Source organism: Gemmatimonadales bacterium (assembly GCA_030697825.1).
Classification (GTDB): domain Bacteria; phylum Gemmatimonadota; class Gemmatimonadetes; order Gemmatimonadales; family JACORV01; genus JACORV01.
This window is the reverse complement of the sequence record JAUYOW010000161.1, coordinates 1-1,266: the sequence shown is the minus strand read 5'-3', so window position 1 is coordinate 1,266 and position 1,266 is coordinate 1. Positions and strand designations below refer to the sequence as shown.

Annotated in this window: 1 protein-coding gene; it reads right to left on the bottom strand. The window is 67.8% G+C overall.

Features of this window, described 5'->3' with window-relative positions:
• Positions 1-165: 165 nt before the first annotated feature.
• Positions 166-1,266: peptidase U32 family protein (locus Q8Q85_08820; GenBank protein ID MDP3774355.1), on the bottom strand; the 1,101-nt coding region annotated here is incomplete at its 5' end.

The window sequence follows — 1,266 nt, the reverse complement described above, 5'->3', positions numbered from 1 at the left end:
CGGCGCTTGGCGCACACGACTTCACCCAGGTACACGATGTCCACCGGTGCGTCGGCGACGCGCGCGTAGAAATCGAAAACCGCGTCGCGGTCCCAGAAGTAGAGAATCGGGCCCAGAGAAAGCCTCATCGCCCTCGCGCCTCGTACATCGAACCTCACCCCTCTTTTATTGCCACGGCCGGTGATACGCGCCGAGCGTGTGACACGCGCCCTCGGCGACCTTGTCGAGCGCCGCCACCCACTCGGCGCGCGGCGTGTAGTGCTGCGGGTCGCGCGCGCAGGCATCGAGCGCGGCACGCAGCGTGCGCGTCACGTGCGCGACATACGCCGGGCTGCGCTGGCGCCCCTCGACCTTGATGGCGGCCACGCCGGCGTCTTTGAGCTGCGGCAGAATATCGAGCACGTTGAGGCTGGTCGGTTCCTCGATGGCGTAATAGGTATGCCCGCCGGTCTCGAACCGCCCCTTGCACAACGTGGGATAACCGGCGGCCTCGCCTTCGCGGTAGATGTCGATCAGCACGCCGTTGAGGCGCGACCGCCGGCCGTCCGCTGCTTCCTCCCAGCGCACGCTCTTCGCCGGCGAGCACACGCCGCTCATGTTGGGCGACGCGCCGGTGACATAGGACGACAGCGCGCAGCGACCCTCGACCATCACGCACAAGCTGCCGAAACCGAATACCTCGACCTCGACACCGACGCGCTGGATGATGGCGCGCACCTGGGTGAGCGACAGCACGCGCGGCAGCACCGCGCGCCGCACCCCGAACTGGCGCGCATAGAAGCCGATCGCCTCGGCATTCGTGGCCGAACCCTGTACCGACAGATGCAGACGCTGTTGCGGGTGCTTCGCGGTGCAGTACTGCATGAGCCCGGGGTCGGCGAGGATCAGCGCGTCCACGCGTAAGCCCGCGGCCTGGTCCACCGCGGCGCACCATTTGTCCCACTGCAAGGCCGAGGGGTAGGTATTGATCGCGAGAAACACGCGCCGGCCGGCGCGGTGCGCGTAGTCGATGCCCTGACGGGCTTCGGCGAGATCGAAATTGAGGCCGGGGAAGTTGCGGGCGTTGGTGCCGTCGCGAAAGCCGATGTAGACCGCGTCGGCACCGTTATCAACGGCGGCCTTGAGCGCCGGCAGGCCACCGGCCGGACAGACGAGGTCCTTGCGAAACTCAGCCGACGTTGTCGAGCACGCGCCGGCGGAAATGCACGCCGAGATCGTCGGCGATTTTCCGGCAGGCGTCGATGTCCTCGCCCGGCAGGCCGTCGA